The following is a 14,474-nucleotide window of genomic DNA, read 5'->3' as shown; positions in this document are numbered from 1 at the left end:
GCGCTGGTCGAGACCTGGGATGCACTCGGCATTCCCTATGGCTCCGCCGGTCGGCCATCCGTCGCCAAGAGCGACCGGATCATTCCCCTGCTGGTGCCCAAGTCAGGCGGCTGAAAGCCGCGGCCTGCCAAAACAGTCTTCGTCCCTTTGCCAGCCGGTGTGCGGCTCCTCGAGCCGATCGAGCGGCGCTGAAAGCACAATCGGGGCTACGCACTTTTGAACGTTTTGATCCTGCTCAATGCTCAAAGCCTTTCCATGCTTGAGAATGGAGTTCAAATCTTCGAGGAGCATCGCCATGGGTCATATTTCCCACACGTCCTTTGCTGACTTCACGCACGCTGGCCAGCAGGCGCAACAGTGGGTCAAGGAGCTCGCCAAAGACCTCTGCTGGAGCGAACCGAGTGCGTGCCGCCTCCTGAGATCCGTTCTGCACACAGTGCGGGACTGGCTGTCGCAAGCGGAAATGGCCGATCTCTCGGCCCAACTCCCAGTTTTGATTCGTGGCATGTACTTCGAAGGCTGGACCCCATCGGAGCCTGCGCATGAGCGCCCGAAGCGCGACTTTGTTATCAGCGTCAGAAACAGTTTCGGCTACGATGAGGAGATCGATTTCGATGTCGCGATCAACGCCGTGTTCAAGCTTCTCGAGCGTCACATTTCGCATGGCGAGATCGTGCAGCTCAGAAACTCGATGAAGAAGTCGCTTAGAAAATTGTGGCCGGTGGATTGACCCATGTTTCGAGACCGGGAAGATGCTGGCGTGAAGCTTGGCCTGGAGTTGAGTAGGCTTCAATTGCATCAGCCTGTTGTGCTGGCACTGCCGCGCGGCGGCGTGCTTGTCGCGGTGGAAGTAGCCAATGCTCTCAATGCTCCTCTTGACCTGCTTATCGTCCGCAAGGTCGGCGCCCCGGGCAATCCTGAACTGGCTGTTGCCGCAATCGTCGATGGCGACCCTGGGGAGGTCGTGTTGAACCGGGAGATCGTCGAGGCCTATGCGCTCGACGAAGACGAGCTACGTGTCTTGATTGCAAATGAGCGCCCAGAACTCGAACGCCGGCGCGTTGCCTATCGAGGTAAGACCAAACCGATCTCGATCGCGGGAAAGACAGCGATCATCGTCGATGACGGTGCCGCGACCGGTACGACCATGAAAATCGCGATCCGCGCCCTCAAGCGCCGGTCACCGAGGGAAATCATCGTGGCAGTTCCTGTTTCACCGCAAGAGACGGTCGCTGAACTGGCACGGGAAGCGGATCGAGTGGTTTGCCTTAGTCAGCCAGGACAGTTCCGTGCCCTGAGCTTCCACTACTTGCGGTTTCCTCAGCTCTCGGACAGCGATATCGTCACTGCGATGGGCAAGGCTGTTCGGTCGCAAACGGGTGGGCAACAACACGCAGCCGGCCCCGGCTCGAAAGCCGCCACGAAATCAATGCCACGGAATAACCGAGAGAAATAGGAGATCACGTCATGCTGGTCCGCGCGCTTTCTGCCCTGGAATGCACGAAAATCCTGACGGCCAATCGCGTGGGCCACCTGGCATGCGCAAAGGATGGGCAGCCCTACGTCGTGCCCGTCTACTACGCCCATTCGGACGCTCATCTTTACGCGTTTTCAATGCCGGGAAAAAAGATCGAATGGATGCGGGCCAATCCGCTGGTGTCCGTCCAGGTTGACGAACATGGCCAGGGGCGAGGATGGAGAAGCGTCGTTGCCGACGGCCGCTACGAAGAACTGCCGGACCGAATTGGCCACAAGCTCGAACGCGATCATGCTTGGTCAGTGTTGAGCAAACATACCGACTGGTGGGAACCTGGCGCGCTCAAGCCCGTCGTTCCTCCCACAGCCGACAGTGCACCGCACGTTTTCTTTCGGATCATGATTGAACAGGTGTCCGGGCGAGAAGCGAGCGAGTAGTCGCCCCATCAAGTCTTGCGAGAAACGAAAAGGGCCAGCGCAATCTGCACCCGCCCATTTTCCACCCGTTGAATTGCTATCGCGCCATCAAGACCGGCAGCAATTGACCCTCAAGCATTGACTTGGTTACCCCACCGAAAATCCGCTCGCGCAACCGGGAATGACCGTAGGCGCCCATGACCATCAGCTCGGCCGCAACGTCGCCGGCATGCTGGCGAAGCACGTCGGCAACCGAATGGTTCGCGCTGGGCAGTCGTTCGACCGTAACCTTCACGCCGTGCCGAGCGAGATAGGCAGCGGCATCTGCTCCGGGTTCCGCACCGTGATGGAACTCGTCATCGATCGGGTCGACCATAACGAGGTGAACCTCTTCGGCGCTTTTCAGCATGTCGAGCGACTCACGAACGGCGCGCGATGACTCAAGGCGCGCGTCCCAAGCAACCAGGATGCGTCTCGGCTTCAACGTTGGCCGAGCGCCTTCGGGAAGGAGCAGGATAGGCTTTCCCGATGAGAACAGCGCGCCCTGGATGACTTTATCCCTCAGCGTCGGGCTTGTGAGCAGATCTGGGCCAAGAATGGTCAGATCGGCATAGCGGGCGCGCCTTCCGATGACTTCGTCCGCCCAGGCCGTATCGGGGTAGTCGTCGCTCAGATCAGCCGATACCGCGCTCTGGGAGAGAAAGGCGCCGACTGCCGAAATTCGCTTCTTGAGCCTCTTGACCTCGACCTGACGCTCCTCGAGCCAGGCTGGTGAGACGACAGCCGCGTACGCGCCCGAGGGGGGTGCGGCCAGCTCGAGAACGAGCACGGAGAGATGGGCGCCGACCTGTTCGCACAGGCCGGCGGCGAGCTTCAGATCGCCCTCGCCCTGGTTCGGTCCGGTAACCGTAAGCAGTGTCTTGAAAGTCACGGCAACAACTCCTCATTTCGTGTGAAGGTTCAATCGTTGCTGAAGCGTAAGCGAGAGGGGCTGGTGCGTTCGTTGCGCTGAATCAAACACCTTGGGTGCGGCGGGTGTTTGATCCGCATCAACGTGCTGGCCAACCAAAGTTGTAGGGTTGCGCCAATCAATCGGGGAAACGCAGATGAAGTTCCTGATCGCGGCGGCCTTGGCAGGTGTGGCCTTCAATGCGGCCGGCGCCCAGGAACTCGGCAACGGCAAGGCGGAATACATGAACTCTTGCGCCGTCTGCCACGGTCCCGAAGGCAAGGGTGATGGACCGCTCGGCGACGAATTGGTGAAGCGGCCGGCCGACCTCACCCGTCTTTCGAAAGACAATGGCGGCGCCTTCCCCTACTGGCGCGTTTTCGCCATGATCGATGGCCGCACCATGGTGCCGGAGCATGGCGATCGCGACATGCCAGTTTGGGGCCGGCAATTCCTCCCCGATGACGCCAGGAAATTCGGCCCGAACGCCGGAGAGATCGTCACCCAGGAACGGATCCATGATCTGGCCGGTTATGTCGAGACGCTGCAGCAATGAAAGCAGATGGCGGAAAGTCTCGGCAAGAGCAAGCATCGAGGATGACGGAAAATGATCGTTGACGACCAACAAGCCGCCGCCGCGTTTCTGCGTGACCCTTCCTCCTATGGCGTGACCGGGCCTGTCGAAGTGATCGAAACCCATATCTCGCTTATCTTTCTGGTCGGCCAGCGCGCCTACAAGATGAAACGCGCGGTCAAGCTGCCCTATGTCGATTTCTCGGCGCCTGCTCTCAGGCTTGCCGCTTGCGAGAAAGAGGTGGAACTCAATTCGAAGACCGCACCCGGCCTCTATTTGGGCGTGCGCCGAATCACGCGCGATGCCGACGGCGAGTTGGCTTTCGATGGCACCGGCCAAATGGTCGATGCGGCGATCGAGATGATCCGCTTCGACCAGTCGAAGCTTCTCGATCGTATGGCAGCCGCGGGAGAATTGACGCCGGCGCTGATGACCGCGGTTGCGCGCATGATCGTCGGCTACCACCATGCCGCACCGACGGTCCACAATGGCAGCGGGTCGTCCAACATGGCGGGTGTGCTCGACATCAACGAGGCCGGCTTTGCCACGAGTCATGTTTTCACAAAAGCAGAGGTCACGACCTTTGCCGAAGCCTTCCGCACCGCCCTCTACCGGCATTCCGAATTGCTCGATCGCCGGGAGGCCGCGAGCAAGATCCGCCGGTGCCATGGCGATCTGCATCTGCGTAACATCTGCCTTTTCGACGGCGAGCCCCGCCTCTTCGACTGCATCGAATTCAACGACCAGATCGCCAGCATCGACGTCCTGTACGACCTCGCCTTCTTGCTAATGGACCTTTGGCATCGCGGCTTTCCACAACTCGCCAATCTTGTGATGAACCGCTATCTCGACGAAGCCGACGACGAGGACGGATTCATCCTGCTGCCCTTTTTCATGGCGGTGCGGGCTGCCGTGCGCGCCCATGTGATCGCAACGCAGGTCGAGGAAGGCGGCGCCGATTCCGACAAACTGACTGCCGAGGCCAGATCCTATTTCGACCTTGCTCGAGCATTTCTCCAGGAAACCTCGCCGCGGCTCGTTGCCATCGGTGGCCTCAGTGGCTCCGGCAAGACGACCGTTGCAGAGGCGCTAGCCGCCCATATCGGTGCGCCGCCCGGCGCCCGCATTGTCGAAAGCGACCGTATCCGCAAGGCCATGCATGGAGTGCCCGCTGAGACCAGGCTGCCGGACAGAGCCTATCGACCGGAGGTCTCCACCCGCGTCTACAGCGAAATGGCATGGCGCGCTGGCCTGATCCTTTCCGAGGGCGGCTCGGTCGTAGCTGATGCCGTTTTCGACAGGCCGGCCGATCGTGAGCGGATCGAGAAAGCGGCGCGCAGCCGGGCTATCAGATTCTCCGGATTTTGGTTGGAAGCGGACCCGCTTGTCCTTTGGCAGCGGGTCAGTGAACGTAAGGGCGGTCCTTCAGACGCGACGATAGACATCCTCTCGCGGCAATTGCAGCGAAATGCCACCCAGTCTAGCTGGCAAAAGATCAACGCCGATCGAAAGCTCGCCGACACTGTTGCGGAATTGAGTGGGTTTTCCGAGGGCGATACTTCCAAGGCCCTGCACACAGTCTCCTGACTGGTGCCGCAGGGTGATCGGCCTCAACGGAGTTCGAGAGTTGCCTCGACAAGGCCGGGTTCACTTGGATGACGCCTTGTCGAGAAACCGAATTCGCGGCACATGGCCAGCATCCTCGCGTTCTCACTGAGCACCAGGCCTTCGATCCGACCAATCCCATCGGCCTTTGCATAGTCAACGAGCTGCCTGAGCAATGCCCAGCCCAGACCATGACCCTGCAGGTCCGTGCGCACCAGCAAGGCGTATTCGGCAACGGAGCGGTCCGGATCGCAGGAAAGCCGGCTGATGCCCGCCAAAGCGCCAGTGCTTGCCTCGAGAGCGACGAAGGCCATGTTGCGGTCATAGTCGAGCTGGGTGAGCCTCTTCAGCATCTGGTCGGAGAAGCTTTTGCGCGGCGACAGAAAACGCAGGCGCAGATCGTCAGGCGAAATCCTGGCAAGGAATTCGGGATAGAGCGCGATGTCGGCCGGCTTGATGGGCCGGATGTGATAGTGCATGCCGCCTCCCAAAAACGCCTTCTCCCAACCCGACGGATAAGGCCTGATGGCAAGTGCGGGGTTCGGCCCCGCCTCTTCCACGCGTTCCGGCTCGATCTCGATGCGGGCGTCGAGCGCAATCACACCCTCGGCGTCGGCCAGCAGCGGATTGATGTCCATCGCAACGAGGCACGGAAAGTCGACGGTCATCTGCGACAGGCCGTTTAGGGCTGCAATGATTGACTGCCGATCGGCCGGTTTCCGATCGCGGAACCCGGCAAGCAGGCGGCCGATCCGCGTTTGCCCGATCAGGTCACCGGCAAGAACGTCATCGAGCGGTGGCAAGGCAATCGCTGTGTCATCCATCATCTCGACCGCCACGCCGCCAGCTCCAAACAGGATGGCCGGCCCGAAGATCGGATCCTGGCTCATGCCGAGGATGAGTTCCTGCGCCTGTTTTCGCAACACCATCGGCTGAACGGCATAGCCTTCAATATCGGCTTGCGGTGCGCGTTTGCGCACACGCGCCTCGATTGCGCGTGCGGCCTCCCCTGCGGCCGCGGCATCGGCAATGTTGAGCACAACCCCGCCAATGTCCGACTTGTGCGAGATCGCCTTGGACAACAGCTTGACGACGACCTGCTCAGACGTCTTGAGGAGGCGGCCGGCAACCGCTTCCGCTTCGGCAGGAGATCTGGCGACGACCGTCTCAGGCACCGTGATGCCGTAGGCGAAAATTGCTGCCTTGGCTTCAGGCTCGGTCAGCATTCGCCGCCCCTCCTTCGCGACCTGCCTGAATATGGCAAGCACGGCTTCTCGGCCGCTTTTAGCGTCTTCGCTGCGGCTCGACGGCGTGCGCATCAATGCCCGCTGAGCACGCGACCATTCGCTGAGGTAGGAGACGGCTGTTGCCGCGTCAGCCGGCGTTTCAAAACTGGCAATACCAGCATCCTGAAGAACACGTCGCCCCTCGCGCGCCGTGCGCTCGCCAAGCCAGCAGGTCAGGACAGGTTTGCCGTCAATCTTGCCGTCCTGTGCGAGCGTCGCCACCGCGCTTGCCGCGGCAAGCGACGAGCCGAGCCCGGTCGGGCAATTCATGACCAGCACGACGTCGGTGCCGGCGTCGGCCGCGACAGCCTCGATCGCGGCCCGGTAGCGCTCCGGCGGGGCATCGCCGATAATGTCGACCGGATTGGCCCGGGACCAGGTGCTCGGCAGGACGGCATCCAGTCGGGCGATCGTTTCCGGCGAGAGCTCGACCAATTCCCCGTTGCAGTCCATCAGTTGATCGACGGCAAGCACCCCGGCGCCGCCGCCGTTGGTGACGATACCGACGCGGGCTCGTTCCAGCGGAACGAAACGGGCGGTCGTTTCAACCGCATCGAACAACTCGGTCAGGCCTTTGACGCGCAGGATGCCAGCGCGCAGCAATGCCGCATCGACGACACGATCGGCGCCCGATAGCGCGCCGGTATGGGTCGCGGCCGCTTTGGCCGATTGCTCGTGCCGGCCCGACTTGATCGCGATCACCGGCTTGACGCGTGCCGCCGCACGAGCGGCCGAGATGAACTTGCGCGGATTGGGAATGGTTTCGAGATACATCACGATGGCGCGCGTGTGCATGTCGCCCGCCAGCATGTCGAGACAATCTCCCACGTCGACATCCGCCATGTCGCCCAGAGAGACGATCTGCGAGAAACCGACATGGTTGTCCGCCGCCCAGTCTATCAGCGATGTGGCGATGGCGCCGGATTGCGACAGCAGTGCGATGTTGCCGGGTCTGGCGGCCATATGCGCAAATCCGGCATTGAGCCGTAATGGCGGGATCATCAGCCCGACCGTGTTCGGCCCGATGATGCGAAAAAGAGTAGGCTTGGCAGCGTCGAGCATCGCCTGACGCAGGCCGTTCTCGCGCGTCAGCCCGGCGGTGATGACGACCGCCGCCCGCGTGCCTCTTTCAGCAAGGTCCCGCACGATGGCGGGAACTGTGTCTGGCGGCGTGACGATGACACCAAGGTCTGGAACACCCGGAAGGTCGGCCGCCTTGGCATAGCATTGCCGACCGGCGACCTCGGAGTATTTCGGGTTGACCGGCCAGATCTCTCCCTCGAAGCCGCCGCTGACGATGTTGTCGAAGACGACACGGCCGACCGAGCCGTCACGCAGCGATGCTCCAAACACGGCAACCGACTTTGGGGAAAACGCATGGTCGAGATTGCGGATCGTCACATCCTATGTCTCCGAATCATGGCGATAATCACCCGTCGATCTTGCCCGTTCGTTGCGTTGGATCAAAGCGTTCTCCGGTTCTCGCGATTAGCTGTTGCACGAGTTAGACGCGCCCGTCAGCCCTTGCGAGAATTGGCGAGCATCGATGAAATCGGAAAGCATCGCATGAACGAGTCCACCCTGCGGCGCGCATTGCTGGTGATTGCCATCCTGGGTCTCGCCGTTGGAATCGGAGCCTGGCGAACCGGGCTCGCTCCCCTTGAAGCCGACACGATCTGGACGGTGGCGACCTTGCCCGTGGTGACGGCTCTCGCCATCTCCATTCTGCGTGATTTCTGGATAGGTCGCTTCGGTGTCGATGCGATTGCCTTGGTGTCGATGTCCGCAGCGCTGCTGCTCGGTCAAGCCCTGGCGGCAGTGGTGGTCGCGATCATGTATGCCGGCGGCACGGTGCTTGAGGATTTCGCCCGCGGCCGCGCGGAACGCAACCTAAAGGCATTGACCGACCGGTCACCGCGTGTCGCACACCGCAAGTCGACGCATGGAACAGAACGGATCCCGGTCGAAGAAGTGGCCGTCGGCGACAACCTCCTGGTGCGTGCCGGCGAACTGCTTCCCGTCGACGGCATCCTGCTCGATGCTTCGGCCTCTCTCGACGAGTCCGCGGTGACTGGAGAACCACTGCCGGAACGGCGGAGCGCAGGGGATGTGTTGCGCAGTGGCACACTCAACGCCGGTGAGTCCTTCAGCATGCGGGCTTCGGCCCTGGCAGAACAGAGCACCTATGCGGCGATCATACGCATGGTCGCTGCAGCGCAGACCGCGAAATCCCCGTTTATCCGCATGGCCGACCGTTTCGCCCTGTTCCTGCTGCCAGCCACTTTGCTGGTTTCCGGTGCCGCCTGGTACATCTCCGGCGATCCAATCCGGGCACTCGCCGTGCTGGTGGTCGCGACACCTTGCCCGCTCATCCTTGCAGCACCGGTTGCCTTCATTGGCGGCGTGTCCCGCGCCGCGCGTGCCGGCATCTTGATGAAAGGCAGCGCGGCTCTGGAGGCCCTTGCGCAAGTTCGAACCGTGATCTTCGACAAGACTGGAACCTTGACCATCGGCGGCGCCGAGCTCATCGAAATCGAAGCCGCACCCCGCCGTGAAACGAACCAATTGCTGCAGATGTTGGCGTCCCTGGAACAGGCCTCGCACCATGTGCTCGCCGACTCGATCATCCGGGCGGCGCGCGGCAGGCAGCTGATGCTTTCGCATCCGCATGATGTCCGCGAGTGTCGCGGCGCGGGCTTGAAAGGCCGGGTCGAAAACATGTCGATCGCGGCGGGATCGCGGGCTCTCGTGCTCGCCGACAAGCCGTTGCCCGGCTGGGCGAAAAGCGGTGAAGAAAAATATCAGGACGAACCGGTGCTTAGGGTCTTTGTGGCGCTCGGCGGACGGCTCGCCGGTGTTTTCACCTTCGGGGACGCCCTGCGTGTTGATGCGCATGACGCACTCGGCAAGCTGCGCTCGGCCGGCATTGCGCGCATGATAATGCTCACAGGCGACGACGGCGTGGCAGCCGAGCGCATCTCCGCGTTGCTCGACCTCGACGCCATTGTCGCCGATGCGACCCCTGCCGAAAAAGTCGCGACGGTCGCGGCCGAGAAAGCCTCGGCGCCGACGATGATGGTCGGCGACGGCATCAACGATGGTGGGGGTCGCCATGGGCGCACGTGGTGCGACCGCCTCCTCCGAGGCGGCGGACGTCATCGTGCTGACCGACAGGCTGCAGCCCGTCGCCGATGCAGTTCGGATTGCACGGCGAACGCGATCGATCGCCTTGCAAAGCATCATCGCCGGGCTGGCGCTGTCGGGGCTGGCAATGATCGCGGCTGCCATGGGGCAGATCACCCCGGTTGCCGGAGCGCTGCTTCAGGAAGGGATCGACGTGGCGGTCATCCTCAACGCTCTGCGCACTCTTGGCGATGGACGTCTCGGGCGCGCATACTGGACCACAGCAAAATCGGTGAAGGGTCATGGCACAGCAGAAACTGGTGGTTTGCAGCAAATGTGGTGGGGTCAACCGCCTGCCGCCCGCCCGCGATGCCAGGGAGGCTAGATGCGGAAAGTGCGGGATCAGGCTGTTTTCGGGCCATCCCGAAGACGTCGATGCCGCGATTTTCGATCATCAGATCGCGCGCAGCAGTATCCCCGTTGTCGTCGACATCTGGGCACCTTGGTGCGGTCCCTGCAAGATGATGGCGCCGGCGTATGAGGCCGCCGCCAACGAGCTGGAGCCGCATGTTCGTCTGATCAAGCTCAATTCGGACAATGAGCAGGCCGTCGCGGCAAGGCTCGACATTCGTGGCATCCCGACCATGATCCTCTTCGATGGCGGGCACGAAATCGCGCGTACATCCGGTGCAATGACGGCAGGCCAGATCGTCAGGTGGGTTCGCGACCGCCTGCCGACGGTCACCGCCTGAAAGTCGCCGCGCCATGGATCCGCTCATCGCCCGGCTCGGACTGGCCTTGGCAATTGGCCTGCTCGTCGGCTTGGAGCGTGGCTGGCAAGAGCGGGATGCACCCGATCGCAGCCGCACGGCCGGAATTAGGACATTCGGTATATCCGGCCTGCTCGGCGGCGTTCTCGCGGCCCTGGCCAACGCGCTCGGCGCAGTATCCGTGCTGGTCGGCGGATTCATCGCCTTTGCGGCAATCTTCGCCTGGTACAAGGCACGCGAGGCGGTCCATGACGAGGATTTCAGTGTCACGAGCGTGATCGCTGGTCTCGGCGTTTTCGCGCTTGGGTCGCTTTCCGTCGCCGGCGATTATCGGGCGGCTGCTGCCGGTGGGGCGGCATTGGCAGCAATCCTGGCCAGCCGAGAGGTCCTGCATGGTCTCTTGAAGCGACTGACCTGGGTGGAACTGCGTTCAGCGCTGATCCTGGCGGTGATGACGGCGATCGTCTTGCCCCTGCTGCCAAACCGGACGATGGACCCGTGGGGCGGTTTCAATCCGTGGGAAGTCTGGTTCCTGACGGTGCTGATGGCCTCGATTTCGTTCGCCGGCTATGTGGCTGTTCGCATTCTGGGAAATACGGGTGGTCTGCTGGTCAGTTCGCTCGTGGGTGCGATCGTCTCTTCCACAGCGGTGACCTTGGCGCTTGCCCGCAACGCCACATCTGCAGCCAATCGGCTGGCGCTCGCCGGGGCGGCAGCGCTGGCTGCCATGGTTTCGGTGCTCCGCGTCTGCGCCGTGGTTCTGATCATCGAGCCAAGCGTGTTGGTTTCAATCGGCATCCCGGCGATTGCCGCGGCGCTCGCCTTCGCTGTCTGCGGAACGCTGCTGCTGACTCGTGACAGCGGGGACGGTGAAGGCAGCGCTATCGCACGCAATCCATTCGAACTGGGTCCGTTGCTGCTCTTCGCCTTGCTCTTTGCGATCGTCGCGACCGCGAGTGCCGGGCTGGCCGCTCAATTCGGCGGGCGCGGTCTGTTGGCGAGTTCGGCGCTGGCAGGCACGTTCGATGTCGACGTCTCGGTGCTCAGTGCCTTGCGGCTGGTCAAGCATTCGGTCCCTGTCGAGACTATCGGTCAGGCGGTGCTGGCGGCGCTGGCGGCAAACGCGATCGGCCGCCTGTTACTGGCGGTATTTGCGGGTCCGGTCAGGTTCTGGTTGCCGCTGGCCGGCGCAACCCTGGCCGCTGCGACCGCCGGCTACGGCGCCATGTTGTTGCTTAGTCCGGGATAAAAGCGCGGTTCTTGAGCCACTTTGATGCGGATCAAGGGGCAAGCCCAGCTACGGCTCTATGGAACTCCTTAAAAGGAGTTCGCCATGACCAATTCGAAGGACCTCACCCCAAAATTCCGCCATGTCCGATTGCTGCTCGCCCGCGAAAAAGGCCATCCGGAAGGCGATCGCGAAGAGGGCTACGACGTGCTCGCTCCATTGACCGGCGAAGGCCGGATCGATGCGGAAGAGTGGAAGTCGCACAGGGCCTCTTGCCGTGTTCGCCGCTTTCGCACCGGCGAGGAAGACCTGATCGGCCGGCTGAGACGCAAACCCGGCGGACAATGGTATTTCGACTACGCCGAAGGCGACCGTGACGACGAAATCGGCTTTCATCTCGGTGATGAACGGTTCGTGACCGGTGAATATGTGTCGATCGAGCGCAACGGCGCCATGCACACCTACCAGGTGGCAAGGGTCGAGCGGCCCTGACGCGGCAACGCGAGCCTCCCTGGGAGTAGACCATGTCGCGACGCATCCTGATTGTGGTCAGCCATCCCGACCCGTCCCCGGACCGGCTCTGCCGCGGTCTTGCCGACGCCTATGGCGAGGGCGCGGAAAAGGCGGGACACGCCGTCCGCCGGGTCGATCTGGCGGCACTTGATTATCCGATGCTGCGGACAATGCAGGAGTTCGAACATGGTGCGGTTCCCGATGAGCTGAAGAATGCAGCCGAGGCGATCGTCTGGGCGGGGCACATCGTCTTTGTCTTCCCCCCTATGGCTCGGAACCATGCCAGCTCTGCTCAAGGCATTCCTGGAACAGGTGATGCGGCCAGGGACAGCCTTTGCCTACCCGGACAAGGGCGGCGGTTTCACCAAGACACTGCTTCGCGGTCGCTCTGCGCGCGTCGTGGTGACGATGGGCATGCCCTCAGTTCTTTACCGCCTATGGTTCCTCGGACACGGCATCGCCGGCATGCGGCGAAGCATTCTGCATTTTGTAGGAATCAGTCCGGTGCGCGAAACCCTGTTCGGCATGGTCGCTGGCGCCAGCGATGCGACCCGTGCGAAGTGGGTCCGGCATATGCGCGGACTGGGTGAACGAGCCAGATAACGGTCGTCGAATGCCGATCACGGCACCAGGACAGCGGCGCCGCTCAATCTGCCTTGCCTCAGATCGTCCAACGCCTGATTGGCCTGTTCCAGCGGATAGACCTTTGTATGCGTGCGCACATGCGCGCGCTTGGCAATGGGAAAGAACTCTTCCGCGTCGCGGCGCGTCAAGTTTGCGACCGATACCAGTTCACGCTCTTCCCAGAGCAATTCGTAGGCCATTGCCGGAATGCCACTCATGTAAATGCCGCCGCAAACCACTCGACCGCCCTTGTGAACGGCACGAAGCGCGATCGGCACTAGGTCACCCACAGGAGCGAAGATAATCGTGGCATCGAGCTGCTTGGGCGGAAGTTCATCCGAACCGCCCGCCCACGTCGCGCCGAGCGAGCGAGCGAATTCCTGCGCTTCACTGTCGCCGGGCCGGGTGAAAGCGAAGATGTCACGACCCTGCCAAATTGCGATCTGGGCAACGATATGTGCAGCGGCGCCGAAGCCGTAGATCCCGAGCCGCTTGCCGTCACCGGCTTTCTTCAGGCATCGCCAGCCGATCAGGCCAGCGCAAAGCAGCGGCGCCTGCGATACGGGGTCGGCGTCAAGGTCCAGATCGAAGGCGAATTGGGTGTCGGCAATGACATGGCTGGCGAAGCCGCCATCGCGTGTATAGCCCGTGAAATCTGGCTGATCGCAGAGATTTTCATTCTCTGCGGCACAGTAAGTACAATGTCCGCAAGTGTGGCCAAGCCAGGGCACGCCAACCCTGCGCCCGATCCTGGAACGCGCCACGCCTTTGCCGACGGAATCGATGATGCCGACGATTTCGTGACCCGGAATGAGCGGTAGTTTTGGATGACGCAGATCGCCATCAATGACATGCAGATCGGTCCGACAGACAGCGCATGCCTCGACCTTCAACCTGATCTCACCGGGTCCAGCTATGGGATCAGGCCTGTCGACCAGCTTCAATGGCACGCCGATGTTATCGAGCACCATCGCTCTCATGACGTGCTCCATGTTGCACCGGAAAAACGATGCCGTGACTGCCCAGCCTATTCCGCCGTGGCGCGACCAAACCGACAAGGCCGGCGATCCCGGCAGGCTTTCGAAGACTGCGGCAGTCGCAGGTTCCGGCCAAGCGGCTGCTTGGTTCAGGATCTATGGCTCGACGGTGAATTCGGCCCACATGCCGGCTCCATAATGACCTGGCACGTTGCAGATAAGCAGGTATTTTCCAGCCTTCAACTCGACGGTCAATGTGCCTGATTTTCCGGGATCAAGCTCCGAAACTTCGCCCTTGTCGCCAGCCTTGTCTTCGTCGACACGGTTCTCGGCTTCAAGGTAAGGAAGCGGCTTGCCGGGATCGGCAAGGTACATCACGATCATTTCGTGAACAGTGTCCTTGGAGTCATTTTTCACATTGAATGTGACGTCCCCGGCCTTAACCGCGCCAGGCAAAGCCCTGATGCCCATGGTCGCCTTGGCGATATCGAGTCCCGGTGTCGCATAGGCGAGCCCCATTGCCATCTCCGCACTCGCGCCTTTGTCCCATAGCGAGACCTGCACAAGCGAAGCAGCCTGAACGGCGCCGGCACCGCCGGCCATCAGCATTGCGGCAGCAAGCCCGAGCGCTGCTCTTCTCGATATGGTTTTCATGGCAATCTCCTTTTGGACGGCAGCCGAAGTCTACGTCCCGCCTGTCATCCTGCTCGCGGAGGCACCGTCCGTCCTTGCGCCAAATCAAACTGTCCGGCTCGAGCCCATCTGCGGCGCGGATGCAGTTGTCAGCCATTTGTCAGGTTGGATTGGTTATGCCGCACCAATGACGGTCACAGGCCGTCGGACAGGACCGATCGAAATCCCACCCACAGGCGCGACATCCTCGCGCAACCTTCCGAATGGAGCCATCATGTATCGCACTCTCGTTCTCGCCG

The 14,474-nt window shown here is 61.9% G+C and carries 13 protein-coding genes and 2 pseudogenes; 10 read left to right on the top strand and 5 right to left on the bottom strand.

Features of this window, described 5'->3' with window-relative positions:
* Positions 1-102 precede the first annotated feature (102 nt).
* Positions 103-297 carry a hypothetical protein gene (locus tag ASD99_RS25155; RefSeq protein WP_057145261.1) on the bottom strand — a complete coding sequence of 65 codons (195 nt, stop codon included), beginning with the start codon at positions 295-297 and terminating at the stop codon, positions 103-105.
* Between ASD99_RS25155 and ASD99_RS25150 the strand changes: the two genes are divergently transcribed.
* The 3 genes from ASD99_RS25150 to ASD99_RS25140 are packed head-to-tail and all read left to right on the top strand — an operon-like array spanning position 296 to position 1,914.
* A complete protein-coding gene (locus tag ASD99_RS25150; protein WP_057145260.1) occupies positions 296-730 on the top strand; it encodes a DUF2267 domain-containing protein in 435 nt (144 codons plus the stop codon). The two genes, ASD99_RS25155 and ASD99_RS25150, sit on opposite strands and share 2 nt — an antisense overlap.
* A 3-nt stretch (positions 731-733) precedes the next feature.
* Positions 734-1,456, top strand: coding sequence for a phosphoribosyltransferase (locus tag ASD99_RS25145; RefSeq protein WP_057145259.1), 723 nt, complete (start codon positions 734-736; stop codon positions 1,454-1,456).
* An 11-nt stretch (positions 1,457-1,467) separates the two neighbouring features.
* On the top strand, positions 1,468-1,914 hold the full coding sequence (locus ASD99_RS25140; protein WP_056592310.1) for a pyridoxamine 5'-phosphate oxidase family protein: 447 nt from the start codon (positions 1,468-1,470) through the stop codon (positions 1,912-1,914).
* A gap of 76 nt (positions 1,915-1,990) precedes the next feature.
* Here the strand turns inward: ASD99_RS25140 and ASD99_RS25135 are convergent, their stop codons facing one another.
* Entirely contained in the window at positions 1,991-2,824 is an 834-nt protein-coding gene (locus tag ASD99_RS25135; protein WP_057145258.1) for a universal stress protein, read from the bottom strand.
* A 175-nt stretch (positions 2,825-2,999) separates the two neighbouring features.
* Between ASD99_RS25135 and ASD99_RS25130 the strand changes: the two genes are divergently transcribed.
* Complete coding sequence (locus ASD99_RS25130; RefSeq protein WP_056592305.1) at positions 3,000-3,398, top strand: c-type cytochrome; 399 nt, start codon at positions 3,000-3,002, stop codon at positions 3,396-3,398.
* 51 nt (positions 3,399-3,449) lie between these two features.
* Positions 3,450-5,003: an AAA family ATPase gene (locus tag ASD99_RS25125; protein WP_057145257.1), complete on the top strand. Its 1,554-nt coding sequence runs from the start codon at positions 3,450-3,452 to the stop codon at positions 5,001-5,003.
* A 23-nt stretch (positions 5,004-5,026) separates the two neighbouring features.
* On the opposite strand, the gene ASD99_RS25120 is transcribed toward ASD99_RS25125, so the two are convergent.
* A complete protein-coding gene (locus ASD99_RS25120; RefSeq protein WP_057145256.1) occupies positions 5,027-7,708 on the bottom strand; it encodes a bifunctional acetate--CoA ligase family protein/GNAT family N-acetyltransferase in 2,682 nt (893 codons plus the stop codon).
* Here ASD99_RS25120 and ASD99_RS25115 point away from each other — a divergent pair.
* The 5 genes and pseudogenes from ASD99_RS25115 to ASD99_RS25095 all read left to right on the top strand — a co-directional run.
* Positions 7,685-9,346 (top strand): annotated as a pseudogene (locus ASD99_RS25115) (heavy metal translocating P-type ATPase); the annotation flags it as partial. The gene ASD99_RS25120 and the pseudogene ASD99_RS25115 overlap by 24 nt on opposite strands.
* 386 nt (positions 9,347-9,732) lie before the next feature.
* A complete protein-coding gene (gene trxC / locus ASD99_RS25110; RefSeq protein WP_057145255.1) occupies positions 9,733-10,182 on the top strand; it encodes a thioredoxin TrxC in 450 nt (149 codons plus the stop codon).
* Between the two features lie 13 nt (positions 10,183-10,195).
* The gene (locus ASD99_RS25105; RefSeq protein WP_057145254.1) at positions 10,196-11,449 is read left to right on the top strand and encodes an MgtC/SapB family protein; all 1,254 of its coding nucleotides are present in this window, start codon (positions 10,196-10,198) and stop codon (positions 11,447-11,449) included.
* Between the two features lie 84 nt (positions 11,450-11,533).
* Positions 11,534-11,920: a hypothetical protein gene (locus tag ASD99_RS25100; protein WP_057145253.1), complete on the top strand. Its 387-nt coding sequence runs from the start codon at positions 11,534-11,536 to the stop codon at positions 11,918-11,920.
* A gap of 32 nt (positions 11,921-11,952) precedes the next feature.
* Positions 11,953-12,544, top strand: a pseudogene (locus ASD99_RS25095) (NAD(P)H-dependent oxidoreductase).
* A gap of 17 nt (positions 12,545-12,561) precedes the next feature.
* Here ASD99_RS25095 and ASD99_RS25090 read toward each other — a convergent pair.
* A complete protein-coding gene (locus tag ASD99_RS25090) occupies positions 12,562-13,545 on the bottom strand; it encodes a zinc-dependent alcohol dehydrogenase family protein (protein WP_057145262.1) in 984 nt (327 codons plus the stop codon).
* Positions 13,546-13,698: 153 nt separating this feature from the next.
* A complete protein-coding gene (locus ASD99_RS25085) occupies positions 13,699-14,196 on the bottom strand; it encodes a sulfocyanin-like copper-binding protein (protein WP_057145252.1) in 498 nt (165 codons plus the stop codon).
* Between the last annotated feature and the right edge of the window lie 278 nt (positions 14,197-14,474).

This window comes from Mesorhizobium sp. Root695 (genome assembly GCF_001428185.1).
GTDB lineage: Bacteria > Pseudomonadota > Alphaproteobacteria > Rhizobiales > Rhizobiaceae > Mesorhizobium.
Note: the sequence above shows the minus strand (reverse complement) of the source record. Positions and strands in the feature narration are given on the sequence as shown.

Coding starts and splice junctions, on each gene's coding strand:
- ASD99_RS25090 (WP_057145262.1), bottom strand. CDS start 13,545: ATGAGAGCGATGGTGCTCGATAACATCGGCGTGCCATTGAAGCTGGTC.
- ASD99_RS25150 (WP_057145260.1), top strand. CDS start 296: ATGGGTCATATTTCCCACACGTCCTTTGCTGACTTCACGCACGCTGGC.
- ASD99_RS25145 (WP_057145259.1), top strand. CDS start 734: ATGTTTCGAGACCGGGAAGATGCTGGCGTGAAGCTTGGCCTGGAGTTG.
- ASD99_RS25125 (WP_057145257.1), top strand. CDS start 3,450: ATGATCGTTGACGACCAACAAGCCGCCGCCGCGTTTCTGCGTGACCCT.
- ASD99_RS25155 (WP_057145261.1), bottom strand. CDS start 297: ATGGCGATGCTCCTCGAAGATTTGAACTCCATTCTCAAGCATGGAAAG.
- ASD99_RS25100 (WP_057145253.1), top strand. CDS start 11,534: ATGACCAATTCGAAGGACCTCACCCCAAAATTCCGCCATGTCCGATTG.
- ASD99_RS25085 (WP_057145252.1), bottom strand. CDS start 14,196: ATGAAAACCATATCGAGAAGAGCAGCGCTCGGGCTTGCTGCCGCAATG.
- ASD99_RS25140 (WP_056592310.1), top strand. CDS start 1,468: ATGCTGGTCCGCGCGCTTTCTGCCCTGGAATGCACGAAAATCCTGACG.
- ASD99_RS25105 (WP_057145254.1), top strand. CDS start 10,196: ATGGATCCGCTCATCGCCCGGCTCGGACTGGCCTTGGCAATTGGCCTG.
- trxC (WP_057145255.1), top strand. CDS start 9,733: ATGGCACAGCAGAAACTGGTGGTTTGCAGCAAATGTGGTGGGGTCAAC.
- ASD99_RS25130 (WP_056592305.1), top strand. CDS start 3,000: ATGAAGTTCCTGATCGCGGCGGCCTTGGCAGGTGTGGCCTTCAATGCG.